This is a genomic window from Spartinivicinus ruber (genome assembly GCF_011009015.1).
GTDB classification, from domain to species: Bacteria; Pseudomonadota; Gammaproteobacteria; order Pseudomonadales; family Zooshikellaceae; genus Spartinivicinus; species Spartinivicinus ruber.
This window is the reverse complement of the sequence record NZ_CP048878.1, coordinates 2,856,924-2,877,786: the sequence shown is the minus strand read 5'-3', so window position 1 is coordinate 2,877,786 and position 20,863 is coordinate 2,856,924. Positions and strand designations below refer to the sequence as shown.

Sequence of the window (20,863 nt, the reverse complement as noted above, 5' to 3'; positions counted from 1 at the left end):
ATAGCTTTGGTGAGAAAGCTCCATTTCACGACACCCTAAATCTATTAGTCATATAATCCATAAACAGCCTTCAATTGATTCATTCGATTCACCGCTAATACCGGATCTCTTAAAATACCTGCTTGGTCTGCTAATCGAAATATCTCTGCATAATGCCTTAAAGAACGGGCCGAATGCATGCCGCCCGCCATCGAAAAATGAGACTGATGGCCATTTAACCAGGCAATAAACACTACCCCTGCTTTATAATATTGCGTGGGCGCTTCAAATATTTTTCTTGATAAAGCCACGGTCGGGTCCATTAATCGATGATATTCAACAAAATTCCCATTAGCCAGCTCAGTTAATGCTTGCGCTGCCACTGGCGCAATCGGGTCAAAAATACCCAATAAGCCATGAGAAAAACTGTCGCCCTCCCCTGCAATTAATTCCGGGTAATTAAAATCATCCCCAGTAAACATTTTTACATTGTGAGGTAAACGCTGGCGTAATGCTAATTCATATTCCGTAGCTAACAATGACACTTTAATACCCTCTATTTTACTGGGGTTTTCTTTAATAATGGTCTCTACTGTATCCATCGCCTGCCAACTATTGGCACTGCCCCAATAGCCACTTAGCAGAGGATCAAACATATCTCCTAACCAGTGCAAAATCACCGGGTAACGACACCCCTGAATCAATTCAGCATAAAGAGACAAATAATCTTCTGGACCTCTTGCAACTTTCGCAAGTGCACGAGAAGCCATTAAAATCACTCGTGCACCCACAGCCTCGATAGCTTCTATTTGTTCAATATAGGCTTTACGCACATCATCCAAGTTAATTTGGGAAAAATCTATCAGTTGATCAGTACCTGCGCCTGCCGCTAAATCTGCACCTGGAATGGTGTTTGCCAACACAGTACTGCGTTTAATCAACTCTAAAGCGGTTGGCCAATCAACCCCCATCCCTCGCTGAGCCGTATCCATAGCTTCGGCTACTTTAAACCCCAGCTTCCACAAATACTCCCGATAAGCCAGGGTTGCTTCCCAATCCACTGCCGGCTTACCTTGCCAGGGATACAGCTCCTGTAAAGGATCAACCACTAAATGCGCAGCAGCATAAGCAGTGCGATTAAAAGGCGTATCTGGTATCACTTCAGCGAAACTACAAGACGACAAATTAAAACGTTCCAATTTTGAATTCAACGCTGGCAAGATAATCTGGTGAGACATTAAAGGCACCTCTAAATAGCTAATTCCTTCATATAATGGTTATTTGTTAATTAAATCAGCCCGTAGGGTTATTTTAAGTGAGTCCACTACTGTTATTTGAACGAGTTTATACTCATGCTATTGCAACAACTATTTAGAACGTTACAATAAACAAATACCTGTTGCAACTCTACACACTTGTTGCAGTAGGCACCTGTTTACTTGCAATATATTTAACTACCAGCGGCTAACCCCAAATCAGTTAGCTTTTGAAAAACTTACAATGAGAAAAAATAGTGAGTAAAACCAGTATTACTATTCCTGATATTGCGGCAGCCGCTGGGGTTTCAAAATCGACTGTGTCTTTAGCCTTACAAGACAGCCCCAAAATCAAACCAGAAACCAAGCGGAAAGTCTTAAAGGCCGCTAAGCAACTTGGTTATGTTTATAATAGAGCTGCGGCTAACCTACGCCGTCGTTCCTCAGAAATCATAGGGATGGTTATTAACGACCTGACCAATCCTTTTTTTGCTGAGCTGGCCGTTGCCTTAGAGCGCAGTTTTACTGACTCTGGCTATGTAGTGATGATGGCGAACACTTCTGAAGATATGCAACAACAAGCAAAGGTGGTGCGCACTTTTGCTGAACATGGTGCCGCAGGCATAGTAATTTGCCCTGTATTTGGTACTACCTACGAGCAACTGACTACCCATACAATGAAAGGCTTACCCATCGTCAGTGTGATGCGGCCAATTGAAGGGAACGAGTGTGATTTTATCAGCCCAGATAATATTGCCGGTAGTCAGGCAATTACTCAGCATTTGCTAGAACAAGGCTTTACCCAACTGGCTTTTTTAGGGGGTATCACTGACACTTCAGTTTACCAAAACCGGCTCGCTGGTTTTAAAGCGGCTTTAACCAAAGCCAATATACCAGTCGACCAGTGCGAAATACTCCCCTGCCCTCCCACTCGAGAAGCCTCTGCTCAACTGATTATGGCGCGTGCTAAACAAGGCCCTTTACCAGAAGCCATTGTGTGCTATAGCGATATAGTAGCATTTGGAGTGACGTTTGGTTTAGATCGTGCTGGTTTAAAAGCAGGAAAAGACGTAGCTGTCACCGGCTTTGATGATATTCAAGGCTGCAATGTATTTAGCCCTTCCTTAACCAGCGTCCATATATATACAGACCAATTAGCAAAATTAGCCGCCGAATGTTTAATCAATCGTCTAAAAGATCCAGAGCGCCCTATTTCCAACCAAACCGTGATGCCAAAAGTTATAGTACGAGAGTCTTCTACCCTAGCGAGAGAGCCATAGAAACACAATAAAAAGTGCTTAAAAAATAATACTGAACCTAAAAGCATCTCCAATAAAATTCAGTATTATTTTTTCTGGTTTTATCCTTTCCCTAAAATTAAATCCGCGCCTTTTTCTGCAATCATTATTGTTGCTGCATTAGTATTAGCGCTGACTACCCGAGGCATTACCGAAGAATCCATAACCCGCAGCCCATCGATCCCTCTCACCCGTAAATCTGGCCCAACCACACTATACTTGTCGTTTACTGCCCCCATTTTGCAAGCGCCAACCGGATGGTAGTCAGTTTTAGAAAATTGTTTGGCATATTTCATAATTTGCTGATCCGTTTTAGCTTCTACCCCTGGCATAGCTTCACCTTTTATAAAGGGTTTAAATGCCGGTTGAGCCATTATTTCTCTGGCTAACTTAAACCCTTCAATAGACATTTTCCGATCGTACTCTTCAGCCCAGTAATTCGGGTCAATTAAAGGTGCATCATTAAAATCTGCCGAACGTAATCTCACCGTTCCTCGGCTTTTTGGCCGTAATAATGCCGAATTTAAGGTGACCCCATTACGAATTTGTTTTAACCCATGTTCTAACCCTGAGCCGGGCAAAAAGTGAAATTGAATATCTGGCGAGCGCGCCTCTTTGTCTGCATACCAGAACCCACCCCCATCACAAAGATTAGAAGCAACCGGTCCCGTTTTAAATAATAAATATTGCAGCCCAGCCCATAGATTCATATACCAGGGTTTATAGCGATCAAAGCTATAATCACCACTGCATTCACTGACTACAAAAACATCCATGTGGTCATGAAAATTTACACCCACACCAGGCAAGTCATGCACAACATCTAACCCCACATTGCATAAATGATCGGCGGGACCAATTCCAGATAACATTAATAATTTCGGTGAACCCACTGCACCAGAAGTCACTAATACTTCTTGTTGTGAAGTCGCTTGATAAACCTGATTGCTTCCCTGCTGAATATATTCCACGCCTACTGCACGATAATTTTTAACTAATATTTTGGTGACAGTTGCTTTGGTAATAATAGTGAGATTGGGTCTATCTAATACAGGTTTAATATAAGCAGCAGCGGCACTACAACGCTTTCCAGAACGATTGGTTAACTGGTAGTAACCAAAACCTTCCTGAACGTCGCCATTAAAGTCTGCCGAAAAAGGAAGCCCTGCTTCTTGGGCGGCACGGACAAATGTACTGGTTAATGGATGGGGTACTGGGTCAGAAACTTTTAACGGCCCTCCCACTCCATGAAACTGATTCACTAGCCGGATATTATCTTCAGCCCGGCGAAAATAGGGTAATACCTCGTCATAAGACCAACCCTGACAGCCTTCCCGTTCGGCCCACTCATCATAATCTTTGGGATGACCGCGAGTATAAACCTGAGCATTAATTGAGCTACCCCCGCCCATCACCCGACCTTGCGGATACCACACTTCACGATTATTTAAATGCTTTTGTGGCACCGTGGAGTAACCCCAAGTGGCGGTTTTCCCTGTTAATTTGGCAAACCCCGCAGGCATATGAATAAAGGGGTGGTAATCCGTATCACCCGCTTCTAATAGTAATACCGAAATATCAGGATTTGCGGTTAAACGATTAGCTAATACACAGCCCGCCGGGCCTCCGCCAGTTATTATGTAATCGTACATCTTCACATCACCTACAACCTGTTAATGGATAAGCCACCATCCAATTCAATGGCACTACCACTGGCAAAGGCCATATACCCTTGGGCAAAAGGCACCACTGCTGAAGCAATATCTTCCGGTATCCCCCATCGTTTAGCAGGTACCAAACCCTCCTGTATATGCTGCTCATAACGGTTGGCAACACCTGCTGTCATACTGGTTTTAATAATGCCAGGCCGCAATTCAAATACTCCAATATTGTCACCGGCCAAACGTAATGCCAGCGTTTTATTGAACATGGCCAATGCTGCTTTAGACATACAATAATCTGCACGTTCAGGAGATGCCATCAGTGCACTCACCGACGAAATTGTAATAATAGAACGATAACACTCTGCGGAAGTCTCCAACATCAACTTGGCAACCGCCTGAGATAAAAACAAAGTACCCCGGACATTCACGGTCATGACCTGATCAAAAGACTCTGTTGTCAACTCCAACAAATCACCCCGGGCCAGCGAGCTGATACCTGCATTGTTTACCAAACAATCCAGCCCTCCCCCCCAACTGATGACTTGATCCAGCAATGCACAGTGGCCACTAATATCAGCCAAGTCATTGGGAATATAACAGGCTCTACTCCCAACAGACTCACAATAGGCGATTAATTCTGCACAATCATCATTTGAGTTTCTCGCAGTAAACGCCACTGCAAACCCCACTTTAGCAAGCTGTTTGACAATAGCCTGTCCTATCCCCTGGCGCCCCCCGGTGATCAATGCTACTGGTTGTCTCATCATTAAATCTCCGTCTGTTTTATATGTGTTGCTACCCGAATAGCCTGTGCTGCAATGGTCAGCGCAGGGTTAGTAGCAGCAGAATTAGGTAAAAAGGAAGCATCAACCACAAACAAATTATTATGGTCATAAGTTCGACAATAAGGATCTAATGGGGATTTAGCAGGATCACTACCCATCCGCACCGTGCCACATTGATGAGAAGGCGTTCGACGATCAAAAGCTTTGGTTAATAAAATGGGATATCCGGCGGAGTGCATCAGCGCTTTAGCTTTTTTTATTAATTGGTAATGAGCCGTTAAATTGCTTGGCTGCCAGTCCAAAATAATTCGACCACTACTATCAATGCGCACACGGCTATTAGCTTGAGGCAAATCTTCGCTCATGACATACCAATCTACTGAGTGTTTGGCCAACCAATCCAAAACCAGTTTAGGAATAAGCTTTAATTGCGCCTGCAGCATATTGCCATCTATTTTGCCTAATAACTGGATATTCCCTAATGGCTGCCCACCCTCGCCGTCAGACAAATAAAAATCATTAATACCCAGGGTTTTCTGATAAACAGCGTCGTTGACTTTAAAAGGGTTAATGGCCAAAAGAGCCGTACAGTTGTGATTCATAAAATTACGGCCTACTTGATCTGAGCTATTTGCCAGTCCATTGGGATATTGGTCATTGGCGGAACGCAGCAAGATAGCTGCGGAGTTAACCGCGCCTGCAGAAAGCACAAATAACTGCGCAGTAAGCTGTTTTCGTTCCCCCTCATGAGTGACTTCAACCGACTCAATTCGTTTACCACCCTTTGTAGTATGCAACTTGATAACAGTCATATTTGTCATTAATGTAATGTTAGGATGGTCTAATACCATTTGAAGAGCCGCCGTTTCAGCATCAAACTTCCCAGCGCCAGTGCCAGGAAACGCATCCCATGGCGTACGACCAGCTGCTAACCAAGCATCCACATCCATAGCCAATGGTAAACTAAAAGGATTAACGCCCAATTGAGAGAGTCTACCGCGCAGTAGACTAATCACAGGTTCATCAGCCACGGCTGAACCGACATAACCTTTCGCACCTGACGGCTCACAACTATCCTGGCCTGTTGTGCCTTTTACTTGGTAAAGGGTTTCTGCCTGTTGGTAATAGGGCGCCAATTCTTCATAGGGAAATGGCCAAGCGGGTGATACACCTTCATCAAACATTAATTCGCCAAAATCCTCCTGACGATAACGCATCATTACTGCGCCATAAAACTTCGAATTCCCCCCCAAGTAATAGTAATTCCCCGGATTAAATAATTTCCCTTGGCCATCCAACCACTGTTCCTGCGGGCGATAAATACCTTGCTTAAAAATGGCTCGACTATCCCGGGAACTGGCGGAATTAATTAAAGGCGCACCACGTTCAATCAGTAGTATGTTTAAGCCACTATCCGCTAACTGATTTAATAGCGTGGCACCACCAATGCCAGAACCAATAATGATTATGTCGTACTGCATCAACATTCCTTTTGTTACCCTTTTACTGACCCAGCCATTAACCCACGGACAAAATAACGACCACCCACGATATAGACAATCAGTGTCGGTAGTGCTGCAATAATAGCCGCAGCCATATGCACGTTATATTCTTTAACGCCGGTTGAGCTATTGACCAGGTTGTTCAAGGCAACTGTCATCGGTGCTGACTCGCCTGACGCAAATGAAGCACCAAAAATAAAATCATTCCAAATATTGGTAAACTGCCAAATAATAGTCACGACAATAATAGGGCCAGAATTAGGTAATAAAATATAACGGAATATTTGGAAAAAGCCGGCGCCATCCATTACTGCTGCACGAATCAATTCACTAGGAAAAGCTTCGTAAAAGTTTCGAAAAAACAAGGTGGTAAATCCCAAACCATAGACCACATGGACCAAAACTAAACCTGATGTACTATTGGCTAAGCCTAACCAACCTAACACTTGTGACATCGGCAATAACACAATTTGAAAAGGAATAAAGCAAGCAAACAACATCATGCCAAAAGCAACATGATGACCGTTAAAACGCCATTTGGTCAGCACATAACCATTTAATGCCCCTAAAAAAGTAGAGATCAGCACGGCTGGCACCACCATTTTCAAGCTATTCCAGAAATACCCATTAATACCGTTACAGTCCAACCCCAAACAGGCTGACTGCCAAGCTTTTAACCAGGGATCAAATGTGATTTCCAGCGGCAAAGCCATCATATTCCCTACCCGAACTTCATCTAGAGATTTAAATGAAGTGACGATCATGACAAACAGCGGCGCCAAATAAATGACTGCCACAATAATCAGTACAGTATAAATAACTGCACGCCCAATAAGATTGAAACGGAAGCCATTTTCTTGGGAGTTTTTATTCATTTTTTGCTCCCTTTTAGTTCTGAATACAAATAAGGCACTATAATTGCTGCCACCGTTATCAGCATAAATACCGCACTGCTGGCCCCCACCCCGATTTGATTGCGAGTAAATGAATAAGAATACATAAAGGTCGCAGGTAAAGCCGTGGCATTACCAGGTCCACCGCCGGTTAAAGCAATCACTAAATCAAAGCTTTTTATGGCTAAATGTACCAATACAATAAGCGCACTCATGAATACGGGCCCTAATTGCGGAATAATAATTCGCGTATATATTTTCCAGGTGGGCGCTCCATCGATTTGGGCTGCTTGAATAATTTCATTATCAATACCACGCAAGCCGGCTAAAAACATGGCCATTACAAACCCTGATGCCTGCCATACACCAGCAATCACCACCGTATAAATGGCCATATTCGGGTCAATTAACCAATTAAACTCAAAGTTTTCAAAACCCCATGCCTGCATGGTACGTTCTAACCCCAACCCTGGATTTAAAAACCATTTCCAGGCAGTCCCCGTCACGATAAAACTCAGTGCCATTGGGTATAAATAAAGGGTTCGTAAGCCTCCTTCCAAACGGATTTTCTGATCCAACAAAATGGCTAACAATAAACCAATAACCAAACATAAAATGATGTATAAGCTGCCAAATATTAGTAAATTATCGAGTGCCGTTTGCCAGGTTAAGGTATTCCACAGCCGCTGCCATTGTTCTAAACCAGCCCATTCATAATTGGGTAACATCCGTGATGTGCTAAAAGATAAATAAACTGTCCAGATAATAAAGCCATAAACAAATAATAAAATAACTGTGAATGACGGTGCCAATACTAATTTAGGTAACTGTATCTGTAACCACCCAATGGCTTTATCGGTATTTTTTTGTTCAACTGAGTTGGATTGCTGACTACTCATATCATTAATTCCCACTCCTAATAATGCTTTTCTTTTCTAACAGTATTTTTTAGTCCCTTCTCCCCCGTGAGGGTGTCGCGAAAGGGTGTTGAAAATAAGTCTTGTGTCCGATATGGAATAACAGCCTATTCCTCGCCACTCTAAAAGGCCATCCCTGGCCTTTAGAGCTAAAGCTGTTCCCGACAGCAGCGATTGAATACCCTGTTACCCCATATCCATTAGCTTTTGCGACACCCTGAAAAGAAAGAACCAAGCATCGATTTGTTATAAATAAACTCCATTTATTGTTATTAATTAAAGAAATCTCTAATAGGTATTTTTAACTGACGACACTAATGCTTTTACTGCTTCTTCTGATGAAAAAGCACCATTAAAGTGAGCGGTAATCACATCATAAAACGCAGTTTTTATAGCAGCGGGCACAGCATGACCATGAGCTAAACTCCCTACCAGGCTGTTGTTATTAACCGCTTGTTTTAAGTCAGCAATGGCTTTTTTACCGCAGTTATCAAAACGCTCAGTAGCAATGTCGGTTCGTGCTGGTGCAGAACCTTTAACCTGGTTAAAACTAATTTGAAATTCCGGTGATAATATTGCTTTAGCCATTTGTTGTTGGGCTGCTTTACGTTCTTTACCCACTTGAAACATGGCAAATTGATCAGCATTAAAAGTCACTGCACCCTGGCTACCCGGCGTTCGGAAACAGACAAAATCTTTACCCGGTTTTTTCCCGGCACTGATAAATTCGCCTTTGGCCCAATCCCCCATCATTTGAAAAGCGGCTTTACCATTAATAACCATCGCAGAAGCTAAATTCCAGTCACGGCCAGGGTAGTTTTTATCAACAAAACCCCGTAATTGCGCCATTCGATCAAAAACTTGTTTCATAGTGGCAGAGCTTAAAGCTTTAGGGTCTAATTCAATGAGGGCTTTTCGATAAAAATCCACGCCACCTGTTGCCAATACCACACCATCAAAAACGGTCGCATCCTGCCAGGCTTGCCCCCCATGAGCCAGCGCGACATAGCCCGCTGCTTTAACCTTCTTCATGGCATTTATTAGATCGTTCCAATTTTTAGGTATACTAACACCAACTTTGTCGAGTACCGCCTTATTTCCCCACACCCAATTTGTAGAATGCACATTTACTGGTACAGCAATCCACTTGCCTTCATATTTGGAGAATTTTTGCAACGCTTGCGGTACTACCTTATCCCATCCTTCTTGCTTAGCAACATCATTCAAATTGGCAACTACTCCTTGCTCACCCCAGTCTTGAATATCAAACCCAAGCATTTGAACAGCTGTCGGCGATTTACCTGATAATACTCGAGCCCGTAATACGGTCATGGCATTACTACCACCCCCTCCAGCTACCGGGGTATCTTTCCAACCAACTCCCTGTTTGGCTAAGGTTTGCTTTAACTCACCTAACGCCTTCGCTTCCCCCCCAGCTGTCCACCAGTGCATCACCTCCACATCTGCTGCTTCTACACCAGACACTAACGTCATCGCCAATGCCAACCCACTGATTGTTTTTTTAATCGTTATTTTCATTACTCACTCCACTTCTCTTTTTACTCCTATTGATTTGGTGCTTTTATTCCATATCAAACACCTTGGGTATCGCTTTTAGGCTGCATAAACAACGCAATACCCACTTACCTTGATAGCCACCAATTGGTTCTTGGTCCCATATGCATTTGAATGGTTTTTAGTTCAGTAAACTCTTCAATGCCGTATCGTCCTAACTCCCTCCCTTGACCACTCTCTTTAAAACCACCAAACGGCAATTCCGGATAGCCACTCATCCAGGTATTCACCCAAACTGTACCTGCTTTCACCTGCCGCCCAATGGCTAAGCAATTATCGATATTGGCACTCCACACCCCAGCGGATAAGCCATACAAACTGTCATTGGCAATGGCAATGGCCTCATCTAGATCACTAAATGTCAGCACTGATAACACTGGACCAAACACCTCCTCCTGTGCCACTGCCATGCTAGGCTGAACACCTGCAATCACTGTCGGTGCCAGATAAAACCCCTCCTGCAAGCCCGCCACTGGTGGAGATTGCGTATTCCCTATATAAACCTCCGCCCCTGCCGCTTTAGCCTCATCCACATAGGCAGTGACTTTCTGCAGATGTTCTGCAGAGATAATCGCCCCCACTTTGGTGGCTTCACACAAGGGATCACCCACTGGTACCTGACGACTGCGTTCTACTACAGCCTTAGTAAATTGATCCGCAATGGATTCATGGACTAATACCCGCGAGCTACTGTTACAGCATTCTCCAGCATTGAAATAAATACCAAATACCACTGCATCCACGGCCGCTTCCCAATCACAATCAGGGAAAATAATTTGTGGGTTTTTGCCACCCAGCTCTAGGGATACCTTTTTCAAGGAATCCGATGCTGCTGCACTAATGGCTTTCCCAACCCCTGTAGAGCCAGTAAACGACACCATATCCACCATAGGATGCGTGCTTAAAGTTGGGCCAATTTCTGGCCCTTCACCAACAACGATATTAACCACACCGGCTGGTAACCCCACCGTTTGCAAAATATCACCAAGAATTAAGGTGGTGGCCGACGTCAGCTCACTGGGTTTCACCACACAGGTACAGCCTGCAGCCAAGGCAAAAGGGAGTTTTTGGCTAACGATCAACAAAGGAAAATTCCAGGGGGTAATAATGCTGACGACGCCAACAGGCTCACGAATCACCATGGCTAGCATGTCTTCCCCTAAGTTGTTATGGCTTTCACCATGAAGACTTCTTGCCGATACTGCTGCATAACGCCACAACTCAGCCGCCCATACCACTTCATCTCGGGCTTGGCTAATGGGTTTGCCTGACTCCAATACCTCAAGTAATGCCAGTTCTTCTTGACGCGCCATCATCTGGTCAGCCACTTGATTCAGCAATTTGGCACGCTCAGCCCCAGACTGTTTTGACCATATCCCCTGATCAAACGCGTGACGAGCGGCTTTAATCGCTGCTTCGGTATCAGCCACAGTGGCTTTAGCATAACGGGAAACCGTTACACCATAAGCTGGGCTTTGTCGAGTTAACTGTTCCTTATCAGCAGCCTCCCGCCACTCCCCATTAATTAATAGCTGACCTTGAAAAGGCTCAGTGGGTATCTCAACCACCCGATTGCCAGTAACCCAGTTGACTAATGATTGTTGTTGGGACATTGAGGTTACTCCCCTTTAAACACTGGTTGTCTCTTTTCACGGAATGCAGTAATACCTTCCAGGGCATCCTGAGTATGGGCTGCCAAGCTGCCAGCCATCGCTTCTAAAATCATTGCGGTATTATCCCCCACTCCTGCATCCACCAATTGCTTAGCCAGTTGCACAGAAATAGGCGCTCGTTGGGCAATGTCTGTAGCCATTCGTCGAGCAAAGCTTAAGCCCTGGCCTTGTGCAGTTAATTCATTGACTAGCCCTAGCTGATATGCCCGTTGACTATCCAATCGCCGGCCCGTAAATAGCATTTCTTTGATTAGGCTTGGGTTAATCAACCGATTTAACCGCTGTGAACCGGACCAACCTGGGCAGGTAGCAATACCTGTTTCTGGCAAACCCAAACTGGCATTGGTCTCCGCAATACGAATATCAGCTGTCAGAGCGAGCTCCAGTCCACCACCTAACGCAGGCCCTTGAATCACTGCAATCACTGGCTGTCGTAACTGGGCTATGGCATCAAATAGCTGGTGACCCCGCTTTACCCAAGTGCGCCACATGGCTAATGGAGAGTATTCTGCCCAGGCGTTAATATCTGCACCCACACAAAAGGCACTAGAACCCGATGAGTGAATAATTACCGCTCGACAATCAAGCCTCTTTTCCAAGGTCTGTACACACGCATGTAGTGACTCCAACATTTCAACATTTAGTGCATTCAGCTTGGCAGGCCGATCAATAATGATTTCAGCAATAGGCCCCTGCTGTTCTAAACGAACCTGTCCACTCATGAAGTTTCTCTCTGTGTTTGCCCTACTAAAGTTGGCTCGCCAAGCATTAAGCCAAATGGCTCAGGTTTAAACAGTGCAGCATCCATTTGCTTTACATGATCAGCGACTTTCAGTTCAAAACCCGCCTGATTCAACACATCCCTCTCCAGGTCAATCCCTGGTGCCAATTCGACGACTTCAATACCCTCTGGTGTTAGCTTCATGACACAACGCTCAGTCACATAGAGCACTTGTTGCTCTCGCTGAATACCCATTCGCCCGGAAAAGGTGACGTGCTCAACCGCTTTAACCAACTTTTGAAAACGACCTTCCTGAATGACTCGAAGCTGGCCACTGTCCAACGAGTACTTGGCTCCTGCAGTAAAAAAACCACTGAACACAATTTTTTTGGCATGGGCAGTGATATCAACAAAGCCACCACAGCCAGCGGTAAGGTAAGGTTTGATCCCCAACTTGGAAACATTAACGTTCCCCTGCTGGTCCACCTCCATAAATGAGAGCAGGCTTTGGTCAAAACCACCGCCCTGAAAATAGGTAAATTGCTGGGGACTGGGGATAATACTGTCAGCATTGGCTGCACAACCAAATGCAAAACCCAACAGGGGAACACCACCCACCGCGCCTTGCTCTACCACCCAGGTCACCTGATTATGCAGACCTTCTTCCAACAGGATTCGTGGCACATTGGCAGAAATTCCAAAACCTAGATTTACTGCCTGACCCGCCTTAAGCTCTTGTGCCACCCTGCGGGCAATGATTTTTTCTGGCGAAAATTCCGGCATGGTAAAACTATCCTCTGGCTGGCGAATCTTACCTGAGATAGCTGGATCATAAGGGGTTTGGGTGGTTTGTAGCTGTTCTGGATCAACAACAATGGCATCCACCAGATTATTAGGAATATGGACTTGATAAGGAGGCAAACTGTTATTGCTAACTACCCGTTTGACCTGAGCAATGATCACACCACCATTATTCCTCACCGCTAATGCTTGCTCTAATGCACCGAGATAGGCGCCTTCTTGTTCAAAGGAAAGATTGCCTTTTTGATCAGCGGAAGTGGCACGAATAATTGCCACACGAGGAGTAATACTGGGGAAAAATAAATAGTCCGCCCCCTCAAACTGGACTTTTCGCACTATTGGCTCAGCGGCTGCCCGAGCATTCATTGCACCACCTTGGCGATCTGGATCAACAAAGGTATCAATACCTACTTGGGTCAACACCCCAGGTCGCTTAGCTGCAGCCTCTCGATGCATATCAAACAAAATACCACTGGGAATATTGTAGGCAGTAACACGATTTTCAGTAATTTCCTGCCAAACAGCCGGCATAGGTAAACTAGAGGGACCACTTGGGTAAGAGCCCGCAATCACCTTGGCAAGTAAGCCAGGCTTAGCAAGGTGATCAATCCCCTTAATCCCATACATATCCCCCGCTGCGATAGGGTGTAAGGTTCTAAGGGCTCTGGGCTGGCCTTCCTGCTCGAACCGCTCACCAATTGCACGCAACATGCGGTCTGGACAACCTAGCCCACTTGAAGAAGAAACAGTGACCACATCGCCATCTTTAATTAGCTTCGCGGCTTGCTCAAATGAAATCACTTTTGACATTTTCAGCCTCAATACTGCTCGTTATGGACATCAAACCGCGGGGTAATGAACCGCCACTCGTTGTTTTGTGGCAGCCGACTCAGTCATTGCCAAAGCAATGGCTAAGGCTTTCAAACCATCTTCGCCAGTCACTGCAGGTTCACCGCCTTGTGTTATGGCTTTGGCAAACTGACTCAATGCGTACTGGTATAAATTGTGATGCTCAATACTGAGCTGGCGCCGGCCTGCATCATTAACCAATTCAACCGTACCGGTGGCACGTTGGCTCATGACATCACGGGCAATGATACTGCCATGAGTACCATGCACCTCTAGCCCTGTTCCTGCATAAGGCACCATAAACGACTGATGGGTTTGCACCAAGGCACCACTGGGCATTTGCAAAATTGCCATCGCACCGTCTTCAACCTTTGAGGCCATACCACCTGTTTGGGCATAGGCCATCACATCGACTGGGTCTTCTGCCAACAAATAACGAATGACATCAACATCATGCACCGCCACATCAAGAATCACTCCACCACCTGCTTCAGGGTTATTTACTCGCCAGGTTTGGAGGGGTTTGGGTAAATGAATCGCATGAAAGATGCGCATGCCAATCACCTGGCCAATGGTGCCAGTAGCTAGCTCTGCACGCACTGCTTGATGGGTAGCGGCATTGCGTAAATGGTGGTTGGTGGCCATCACCACCCCTGCCTGCTGACAGGCTTTAACCATTGCTGCGGCATCAGCCAGATTAAGTGCCAGGGGTTTCTCACAAAACACGTGTTTACCTGCCTTTGCTGCCGCTAATACAGCTGGTTTATGCAACTCGTTCGTATTGGAGATATAAACCACATCTACAGCCGGATCAGCTAGTAGTGCATCAATCGAGTCATATGCACTGGCTATGTTTAACTCTTCGGCAAAGGCTTTGGCCCGTGACAAACTGTTACTCATGATGGCCACTACTTCATGGTTTTCTTGTGTCCGCACCGCATCCGCCATCCATTGCCTGGCAATATTGCTGGCCCCAACAAACCCCCAGCCGACTGTTCTCATCATTAACGGGTTATCAGTACTTGCCTTGGAATTCATGAGGTTATCCTCTTTTTCTATCACGGCTATTTTGCGGTAGCGGCTTTCTATATAGCCACTTTTTTAAAACTAGAGGGTGTCGCGAAAGCGTGAAGCAATAAGCTCTGTGCCAATATGGAATAACAGGATATTCATTGACTTTAGCGATACCCCCACTGAGACTTTTGGATAATGCGCTATTAATTGGAACGATCCAATTATTTACGTTTAGCATTCTTCTCGTCAAGGATTTTTTAAGCTAACTTTGGCTTTGTTGTAGTGTGAGCAAAATCAATTATTCCCATAACATGGGATAAAAAAATCATAACATACTGATTTTTAAAACTAATATCTCATACTGAGCAGCTTCATTAGCAAAAGCACTTGAAATTAAATCGTTCCAATTTATAATACTGCTTTATACTTAGAAAAGCTGTGTTCCGCATATGACATGAGGAAATCCTAATGATAAGCCATTTAGTACTGTTGAAATGCAGGCCAGATGTCAGTCAAACTCAAATAGACGACATGTTTACTCAGCTAAATTCGCTTGTGGGGGTTATTCCAGGACTACTGTCATGTAGTGGTGGTGAAAACAACAGCCCTGAAGGCATTAACCGGGGTTATACCCATGGATTTGTTATGCAGTTCGAAAGCATTGAAGCCCGCGATAATTACCTCCCCCACCCCGAACATAAAAAAGTTCAACCAGCAATACATACCGTTCTTAATGAGTGTGAAGATAATGTATTAGTTATTGATTTTTAATTTTCACAGAAACACTCAAAATTTCATGTCGTACTATTTATCATAATGTTCCAAAATAATAATTTTTTATCGCTTTAATATATTTTTACAACTTATCAAGCTCATAAAAATAAAATAGTATTTTTCAACTACTAGTTTTCCAGCTTAAATCATCAATTTTTAATTTATATTTCTTGCTAACAGGTCAATTAAATGAAAAAACTACTCGCTACAGCACTATTCGCATCTACCAGTTTAATGGCTCATGCCAATGTCGTATCCAACCATGCACTCAGTGTAGATACTGCTTTAGAACTGGTGAAAGAAGGCTTAGCCTACTGCGCCAAAGATCAATATAACGTTAGTGTTGCTATTGTAGACCACAGCGGCGAGTTAAAAGCCTTTGGGCGTCATAACCAATCAGGCCCCCATGCAGCAGAGGGCGCTAAACGCAAAGCCTTTAGTGCTGCTTCAATGGAAGCCAGTACGGAATTCTTTTTTAAATTGATTCAGAAAAATCCAGAACTACAGGGCTTACATTCGCTGCATGATAAGCTGTTGTTATTACCTGGCGGATTACCAATTAAATATAAAGGCAAAGTGATTGGCGGGATTGGTGTTAGTGGTGCCCCCGGTGGTGATTTAGATACAGCCTGTGCTGAAGCTGCAATAAATAAGGTACTCAATAAGTGAATTTTATTTATTTGCAATAACCAAGTTATTTATAAGTTCTCATTACTCTGTTAACTCCCCTTTGAGAGTAGCTTACTCTGTTATAATACCTCTTATAAGGCTGCTCTCCTTTTTAAATCCAGTCATTAGTGATTATCTCGTTTCTTCTGAAAAACTACTTTTAGACAACCGATAAAACTCAGCAATAACTGATTATAAGCAATAGTTATTTTTTATTGAAATAATTATCGTTGCTATACTGTTAGCAGCTCAATTTATATGCTGAGCTTTTACTACTGTGCCCTATGCATACTGCACAAACCTAGGTTCGGAATTAAAACGTATGGGTAAGTTAGACAGAAATGAGTTGACCAATCATATATTAGTTTGGTTTTTTGTGCTTATCCTCGCATTTGGTGGATGCTTCTACCTGATTAACGATGCAGTTTATATAAGTAATCTAAGATCTCAAGCGAGTGGTATTGCTGATATGGTTACCCATGTCGGCCATTGGGCAGGCAAGTTTAAGGGAGGCGTTTGGGTTAAGTCTGGTGTGCGAGAGCACTTCAATCCACAGGACTACCTCGAAAAAAAAACCTATGTGACAGAACTGACACAAGAAAATAAAAAAAGAGTTATCATTGAACACTATCATTTAAAGAATCCTTCCTTGGTGCAAAGAGAGCTATCTGATATCACTCTTGGAAGTAGCTCCAAAGTTAAATTTCGGATTACCTCGGATAACTTCCTAAACCCTCGTAATGCCCCTAATGGATTTGAACAACAAGCAATCAAATTAATCAAAGAAAAATTCCATAAGAGTGAATACTATACAAAAAGTAACAATCAATTCTTTTATGCACGAGAAATTGTAGCCGACAGGTCCTGTTTAAACTGTCATGGCGACCCCAAGAAAGCACCCGAAAAACTTCAAGAGCTTTACCCAGGGGAAAGTGGCTATAACTATGAACAAGGACGACTTGCCGGTATTGTAAGCATCACCTTACCCTATGAAAGCGGTCTATTAAATGTGATAAAAAATACTAATATTTATTCACTATTGGCTATAGGGTTATTTTTTATACTTATCATCTGCTTTATTGCTTATATTTTTATCTTTATTATCACGCCCATAAAACAGTTAACATTTCAAGCCTCCAAAGCTATTCAGTATAGCTATCAAGATAGAGAAGCAGATACTAACTTCTTTGCTAAAGATTACAAATCAAGCATTGAAATCAATGAGTTAAATAAACAATTGAGATCTCTTTACAGCATTATTCAAGAGCTGAAAAAGCTCATCAAAATGCATGACTAAATAAATGGCTGGCTAGACTGTTATAAAAACAGACTGTAGAGAGCTACATCAAGGTTTAAACCACCATTTGTCGTCGATATTTTTAAAGCCTTCAGATAAGTTGGGGGTTTCAATATCAATTCGCACTCTTTCTTTAAGTTTGGCTCTAGTAAAAGCATCTTTAAAGTATTTATGAGTTTCTAACATTTTCTGCAGACTACCATCACTTAAGGCTTTTTCCATCCCCTGATGGATAAGATTAGCTAGCTCAGTATCGCCCTTTTTTACATAGAAGAACCGTCCATAAGGGTATACTAACACAACATTAGTATCGATAACTAAATTGGGATCGCTTCCACCAAACTTTTCTAAAAAACTGTATACCTCATTGGCGCCTAAAGGAAAAAAGTCAAATCGTTTTCCTCCTACCATTTTAATCAAGCTAGGAATTTTACCTGCTGTTTTAACTTTAATACCTGCATTTTCAATAACAACTATGTCTCCCCAACCTTTTCCCTGTCCAGCAACATATTGCTGCAAATCTTTGAGTGATTTTATATTACCAAATTTTTCCTGATTATCCTTATGGATAATAAAAAGCCGCCAGCCTAATATTCCCCTATCAATCGGCAAATAAACAGGATCAAATCGTTGCTCCAGCCCCACTTGAAAGCCAGTATCAAACAATGAAAGCTGCCCCTGCTCAACAAGTTCTCTTGCCCGTTGCTGGTTTACCGTTGGCCCATAAACACTCAAATCAAATACCTGACCAGACTTCTCTAATGCCAACTTTAATACACTATAACCAATTGATTCTGCCCCTATACCGTCAATATTGGGATAGACTATCTTCAAACTTGAATAGGCTGTTTGCAACCCAAATAAGCAACAAATTAAAAAAAGCTTTACCACGTTAAAACTAAAAGTCATAGTCTCCCACCACTTAGCTTAGGTCAGTTTGTTAATTCCATTAAAGCACAACAAACTCTATGAAACCTTAGCTTCAAAACACATATGAGCCACCCACCATTATTCTCACTTAAACTAACAGATACGTCATCTGGCTATTATTTTAAGCTAAAGCGCCTTTAGTTTAGTAAAAGGATACACAATGTTACGATTACTACAGCAACTGCAATGGCAAATTAAAATAAAAAAATATTATTTAGTGGCACTATTGATGATATTTACTACTACAGTCAAGTCTGAAGTAGTAAATATCGTTTACCCGAACACCGATAATCTCGGTCAGACAGCACTGGGTTATCAAGTTCTTAAGCTAGCCCTCGCCCACTCCGGTGTAGAATATCAACTAACCCTATCAAAGAAAGTGATAAACCCAAAACGTGCAAGATTTTATATAAAACAAGGTAAAATAGATATTTACGACTTTGGCACAAGTAGTATCTTTGAAACAGAGTTATTGCCAATTTACTTCCCAATAGACAGAGGACTGAATGGCTGGAGAATTTTTATCATTCATAAAGATAATAAAACTGAATTTAATAAAGTCAACAATTTATCAGAGTTACAGAAATTTGTAGCACTTCAAGGTATTGGTTGGTCAGATATTGATTTACTTGAAAATGCAGGCATTAGGGTTGTGTCTTCTGAAATGCACAATTTATTTCGAATGCTACAACGTAAGCGAGCAGATTTTTTTCCTTTAGGTGTAAATGAAATTTATGGATTTTATCGAAACAACACAATAGAAACTCCTAGTCTGATTGTTGATAAAAGAGTATTGTTAATTTACCCTTTTGCTCGTTTTTTCTTTGTTAACAAACAAAATCACCAGCTAAGAGATATAATTCAACTCGGTTTAGAACGTTCATTTGCCAATGGTAGTTTTCAAAACTTATTCAATGCTCAACCAGAGTATATTGAAGCGCTGCAACTTGGTAAATTAAATAAAAGAACGACTATATATATTGACAACCCAGATATTACTGATGAGTTCAAGGCAATACCAAAAAAATATTTTATTCAACTTAATGAAATGTATACTATTCGTGAATAATTTTTTATAACTATCAGAAAAACAACAAGGGGCTATAAAGCCCCTTTTTACTACTGTTGGCGGCGGCATCGTTTTCGATAAAAGACAACTAAATAGGCAAGTAATAAACCAAACAAAGCAAATACAGGTGGTTCATCAATATTAATTAAGTAGACTATATAGTCACCTCCCATAATTCCGGAAGACCAGCTATTATCAGAATTAAGCATTAAGATATTATTGCTAGGTATAATAGGGGGAATGGCTGTATCTATCGACATAAAGCTTAATACAGACGAATTTGGATTCATTATGTCTATTAACGCCATTGCGATTGTTACATTATCTACTGGCGTATGAATACCTGGTACTCCTTCCATATCAAAGAATGCCCAATCCACTAATGCCTGAAACCCAGCACCATAATTTGGATCAGCATCATCAACGCTGAACATACCTGTTAGTACCATTGGATTAGTGACATCTTCTAGCTGAAATAAAACCGGTGCAGTATGCCCTTTCGTTGGAAGTAGCATGATGGTTGACATAAATGAAAAAATAAAAACTAGCTGCCTAACTGATATCAATGATTTCATAGCTTGCCTACCTATTGCTGTTTATAATTTAATCCGTTGCAATAAATAAAGCAAGTGATGTACCAGCTTCTATTAATCAACTACTTATATGCGTTTCACTCGTTTTGCCAACCACAATCGTATAAAAACACAACATTGATTTCAAAAACATTAATCGCGGACTTCACTCATGTTTAATTATTGTATTTTTTATGATTTACTACAGTTAAAATATAAAGATAAAAAGCTAATACCCAATGAAAAATCACAGGTATCAGGCCATTACTCCACCCATCCTGTAGTAAATTCTGCAACATATACCTAATTAGCATTCCTATGAAATATACGAGGCTAAACCAGTGAACCAATTTCCTTTTCTTGGTTGACTCAATAACAAAATAACCTTGCCCTTTTAAATTATCATAATTAATTACTGCCATTAACATTAAAATGAGTAGCTGGGTTAATACTAATATGGGATAAGCAATTAAACCTGAATACCACTGCGTAAAAGTGGGCAACCAGTCGGGCTGAGCAAATAGTACTACTATTTGCCCATATACGCGTAAAAAGAATAAGCTCGTACAAGCGATTAGGCTTTGTTGCCAAAAGCTATTCGTATTTATATTATTTAGTCGCATTG

General features: G+C 42.4%; 19 protein-coding genes. 5 read left to right on the top strand and 14 right to left on the bottom strand.

Features of this window, described 5'->3' with window-relative positions:
• Positions 1–44 precede the first annotated feature (44 nt).
• Positions 45–1,217, bottom strand: coding sequence for a dihydrodipicolinate synthase family protein (locus G4Y78_RS13650; RefSeq protein ID WP_163833542.1), 1,173 nt, complete (start codon positions 1,215–1,217; stop codon positions 45–47).
• 275 nt (positions 1,218–1,492) lie between these two features.
• Here G4Y78_RS13650 and G4Y78_RS13645 point away from each other — a divergent pair, with 275 nt between their 5' ends.
• Positions 1,493–2,515 carry a LacI family DNA-binding transcriptional regulator gene (locus G4Y78_RS13645; RefSeq protein WP_163833541.1) on the top strand — a complete coding sequence of 341 codons (1,023 nt, stop codon included), beginning with the start codon at positions 1,493–1,495 and terminating at the stop codon, positions 2,513–2,515.
• 80 nt (positions 2,516–2,595) lie between these two features.
• Here the strand turns inward: G4Y78_RS13645 and G4Y78_RS13640 are convergent, their stop codons facing one another.
• The 10 genes from G4Y78_RS13640 to G4Y78_RS13595 form a co-directional block, all read right to left on the bottom strand.
• Complete coding sequence (locus G4Y78_RS13640; protein WP_163833540.1) at positions 2,596–4,185, bottom strand: GMC family oxidoreductase; 1,590 nt, start codon at positions 4,183–4,185, stop codon at positions 2,596–2,598.
• Positions 4,186–4,196: 11 nt separating this feature from the next.
• Positions 4,197–4,964 (bottom strand): 3-ketoacyl-ACP reductase, encoded by a 768-nt coding sequence (locus G4Y78_RS13635; RefSeq protein ID WP_222937703.1) that lies wholly within the window; start codon positions 4,962–4,964, stop codon positions 4,197–4,199.
• Positions 4,964–6,463 (bottom strand): FAD-dependent oxidoreductase, encoded by a 1,500-nt coding sequence (locus G4Y78_RS13630; protein WP_222937702.1) that lies wholly within the window; start codon positions 6,461–6,463, stop codon positions 4,964–4,966. Before G4Y78_RS13630 ends, G4Y78_RS13635 begins: the two co-directional genes overlap by 1 nt.
• A gap of 14 nt (positions 6,464–6,477) precedes the next feature.
• Positions 6,478–7,359, bottom strand: coding sequence for a carbohydrate ABC transporter permease (locus G4Y78_RS13625; protein WP_163833538.1), 882 nt, complete (start codon positions 7,357–7,359; stop codon positions 6,478–6,480).
• On the bottom strand, positions 7,356–8,276 hold the full coding sequence (locus G4Y78_RS13620; RefSeq protein ID WP_163833537.1) for a carbohydrate ABC transporter permease: 921 nt from the start codon (positions 8,274–8,276) through the stop codon (positions 7,356–7,358). The genes G4Y78_RS13625 and G4Y78_RS13620 overlap by 4 nt, the downstream gene beginning before the upstream one ends.
• A gap of 306 nt (positions 8,277–8,582) precedes the next feature.
• Positions 8,583–9,833: an ABC transporter substrate-binding protein gene (locus tag G4Y78_RS13615; RefSeq protein ID WP_163833536.1), complete on the bottom strand. Its 1,251-nt coding sequence runs from the start codon at positions 9,831–9,833 to the stop codon at positions 8,583–8,585.
• Between the two features lie 104 nt (positions 9,834–9,937).
• Complete coding sequence (locus G4Y78_RS13610; protein ID WP_163833535.1) at positions 9,938–11,482, bottom strand: aldehyde dehydrogenase family protein; 1,545 nt, start codon at positions 11,480–11,482, stop codon at positions 9,938–9,940.
• A 5-nt stretch (positions 11,483–11,487) separates the two neighbouring features.
• Positions 11,488–12,264, bottom strand: coding sequence for an enoyl-CoA hydratase/isomerase family protein (locus G4Y78_RS13605; protein WP_163833534.1), 777 nt, complete (start codon positions 12,262–12,264; stop codon positions 11,488–11,490).
• On the bottom strand, positions 12,261–13,874 hold the full coding sequence (locus G4Y78_RS13600) for an acyl CoA:acetate/3-ketoacid CoA transferase (protein WP_163833533.1): 1,614 nt from the start codon (positions 13,872–13,874) through the stop codon (positions 12,261–12,263). The genes G4Y78_RS13605 and G4Y78_RS13600 overlap by 4 nt, the downstream gene beginning before the upstream one ends.
• Before the next feature lie 30 nt (positions 13,875–13,904).
• Entirely contained in the window at positions 13,905–14,951 is a 1,047-nt protein-coding gene (locus tag G4Y78_RS13595) for a Gfo/Idh/MocA family protein (protein WP_230425735.1), read from the bottom strand.
• Positions 14,952–15,395: 444 nt separating this feature from the next.
• On the opposite strand from G4Y78_RS13595, the gene G4Y78_RS13590 reads away from it, so the two are divergent.
• From G4Y78_RS13590 to G4Y78_RS13580, 3 genes are all read left to right on the top strand, one after another.
• Positions 15,396–15,698, top strand: a complete 303-nt coding sequence (locus G4Y78_RS13590; protein WP_163833532.1) for a Dabb family protein — start codon at positions 15,396–15,398, stop codon at positions 15,696–15,698.
• A 192-nt stretch (positions 15,699–15,890) separates the two neighbouring features.
• Positions 15,891–16,370, top strand: a complete 480-nt coding sequence (locus G4Y78_RS13585) for a GlcG/HbpS family heme-binding protein (protein WP_163833531.1) — start codon at positions 15,891–15,893, stop codon at positions 16,368–16,370.
• Positions 16,371–16,692: 322 nt separating this feature from the next.
• Positions 16,693–17,667: a Tll0287-like domain-containing protein gene (locus tag G4Y78_RS13580; protein ID WP_163833530.1), complete on the top strand. Its 975-nt coding sequence runs from the start codon at positions 16,693–16,695 to the stop codon at positions 17,665–17,667.
• 48 nt (positions 17,668–17,715) lie between these two features.
• Here G4Y78_RS13580 and G4Y78_RS13575 read toward each other — a convergent pair whose 3' ends face one another.
• Positions 17,716–18,576, bottom strand: a complete 861-nt coding sequence (locus G4Y78_RS13575; RefSeq protein ID WP_163833529.1) for a type 2 periplasmic-binding domain-containing protein — start codon at positions 18,574–18,576, stop codon at positions 17,716–17,718.
• A gap of 181 nt (positions 18,577–18,757) precedes the next feature.
• Here G4Y78_RS13575 and G4Y78_RS13570 point away from each other — a divergent pair, with 181 nt between their 5' ends.
• Entirely contained in the window at positions 18,758–19,666 is a 909-nt protein-coding gene (locus G4Y78_RS13570; protein WP_163833528.1) for a type 2 periplasmic-binding domain-containing protein, read from the top strand.
• Positions 19,667–19,716: 50 nt separating this feature from the next.
• Here G4Y78_RS13570 and G4Y78_RS13565 read toward each other — a convergent pair whose 3' ends face one another.
• Together G4Y78_RS13565 and G4Y78_RS13560 are read right to left on the bottom strand one after the other, a co-directional pair.
• Positions 19,717–20,241, bottom strand: coding sequence for a hypothetical protein (locus tag G4Y78_RS13565; RefSeq protein WP_163833527.1), 525 nt, complete (start codon positions 20,239–20,241; stop codon positions 19,717–19,719).
• A gap of 173 nt (positions 20,242–20,414) precedes the next feature.
• Entirely contained in the window at positions 20,415–20,861 is a 447-nt protein-coding gene (locus G4Y78_RS13560; RefSeq protein WP_163833526.1) for a hypothetical protein, read from the bottom strand.
• Positions 20,862–20,863 lie beyond the last annotated feature (2 nt).

Excerpts from the sequence above, each read along its gene's own strand:
- G4Y78_RS13605 (WP_163833534.1), bottom strand. The coding sequence starts at position 12,264 with ATGAGTGGACAGGTTCGTTTAGAACAGCAGGGGCCTATTGCTGAAATC.
- G4Y78_RS13630 (WP_222937702.1), bottom strand. The coding sequence starts at position 6,463 with ATGCAGTACGACATAATCATTATTGGTTCTGGCATTGGTGGTGCCACG.
- G4Y78_RS13580 (WP_163833530.1), top strand. The coding sequence starts at position 16,693 with ATGGGTAAGTTAGACAGAAATGAGTTGACCAATCATATATTAGTTTGG.
- G4Y78_RS13610 (WP_163833535.1), bottom strand. The coding sequence starts at position 11,482 with ATGTCCCAACAACAATCATTAGTCAACTGGGTTACTGGCAATCGGGTG.
- G4Y78_RS13585 (WP_163833531.1), top strand. The coding sequence starts at position 15,891 with ATGAAAAAACTACTCGCTACAGCACTATTCGCATCTACCAGTTTAATG.
- G4Y78_RS13650 (WP_163833542.1), bottom strand. The coding sequence starts at position 1,217 with ATGTCTCACCAGATTATCTTGCCAGCGTTGAATTCAAAATTGGAACGT.
- G4Y78_RS13575 (WP_163833529.1), bottom strand. The coding sequence starts at position 18,576 with ATGACTTTTAGTTTTAACGTGGTAAAGCTTTTTTTAATTTGTTGCTTA.
- G4Y78_RS13570 (WP_163833528.1), top strand. The coding sequence starts at position 18,758 with ATGTTACGATTACTACAGCAACTGCAATGGCAAATTAAAATAAAAAAA.
- G4Y78_RS13620 (WP_163833537.1), bottom strand. The coding sequence starts at position 8,276 with ATGAGTAGTCAGCAATCCAACTCAGTTGAACAAAAAAATACCGATAAA.
- G4Y78_RS13615 (WP_163833536.1), bottom strand. The coding sequence starts at position 9,833 with ATGAAAATAACGATTAAAAAAACAATCAGTGGGTTGGCATTGGCGATG.
- G4Y78_RS13635 (WP_222937703.1), bottom strand. The coding sequence starts at position 4,964 with ATGATGAGACAACCAGTAGCATTGATCACCGGGGGGCGCCAGGGGATA.
- G4Y78_RS13640 (WP_163833540.1), bottom strand. The coding sequence starts at position 4,185 with ATGTACGATTACATAATAACTGGCGGAGGCCCGGCGGGCTGTGTATTA.
- G4Y78_RS13590 (WP_163833532.1), top strand. The coding sequence starts at position 15,396 with ATGATAAGCCATTTAGTACTGTTGAAATGCAGGCCAGATGTCAGTCAA.
- G4Y78_RS13595 (WP_230425735.1), bottom strand. The coding sequence starts at position 14,951 with ATGAATTCCAAGGCAAGTACTGATAACCCGTTAATGATGAGAACAGTC.
- G4Y78_RS13560 (WP_163833526.1), bottom strand. The coding sequence starts at position 20,861 with ATGCGACTAAATAATATAAATACGAATAGCTTTTGGCAACAAAGCCTA.
- G4Y78_RS13565 (WP_163833527.1), bottom strand. The coding sequence starts at position 20,241 with ATGAAATCATTGATATCAGTTAGGCAGCTAGTTTTTATTTTTTCATTT.
- G4Y78_RS13625 (WP_163833538.1), bottom strand. The coding sequence starts at position 7,359 with ATGAATAAAAACTCCCAAGAAAATGGCTTCCGTTTCAATCTTATTGGG.
- G4Y78_RS13600 (WP_163833533.1), bottom strand. The coding sequence starts at position 13,874 with ATGTCAAAAGTGATTTCATTTGAGCAAGCCGCGAAGCTAATTAAAGAT.